1 pseudogene is annotated in these 722 nt (G+C 65.9%); it reads left to right on the forward strand.

Annotated elements, in window-relative coordinates:
* Positions 1-514: 514 nt before the first annotated feature.
* Positions 515-722 (forward strand): annotated as a pseudogene (locus tag HMPREF0975_RS14380) (IS110 family transposase); the annotation flags it as partial.

Raw genomic sequence — 722 nt, forward strand, 5'->3', positions numbered from 1 at the left:
TGAGCGTGGAGGCCAGGTGGTGCTGGATATCCCGCACCGTCATTCCACCGGCGCATCAGGCCTGGTGATTCACACGCATCGAGGCCGTCCAGACGGCGCTGGCCCTTGGCGCTACCCGGGCGCGGGGTGAAGGTCCCGGCCCGGTCCCGGGGCACCCCGATCTCGAAGGGCCCCATCCTGACGAGTCCACCGTCTTGGACGTGGTTCCGTTTCTGGCGTTACCACGAGCCTGGGAGGTTGGCTCGCCCCTGTCGTAACCCAGGTGCTCGCTCAAGCCAAGCGGCCAGGCCCCTCTCCAAGGCCTCCCTTGGTGCAGTGCCGGCAGCAGACCATCAGTCCCGGTCATGCTCACCTGCCCGGCACCAGCTCTGCTCAAACAAGCCATCCAGAGCCCCAGCCGAGCGCAGCTGGCCGACCACATCCCGACCACCAGCAGAAGCCCTGTTGTCATCATCAGTAGCAGTCATCAGTGTCAGTCCTTCCACAAGGGCTTACACAAACCATTGAACAGGCTCTGTCGATGCGCCGCATCGCCGACCTGACACCGGGCAGCGCCAAGACCGACGCCAAGGACGCTGCCGTCATCGCCGGCGCGGCCAGGACCATGCCCCACACCCTGAGAGCCATCAACGCCTCGGACGAGGACGCGGCCGCCTTGTCGATGCTCACGGGATTCGACCTGGACCTGGCCCGCCAGGTCAACCAGAGCGCTAACCGGATCC

Source organism: Actinomyces sp. oral taxon 849 str. F0330 (assembly GCF_000239715.1).
GTDB lineage: Bacteria > Actinomycetota > Actinomycetes > Actinomycetales > Actinomycetaceae > Actinomyces > Actinomyces johnsonii.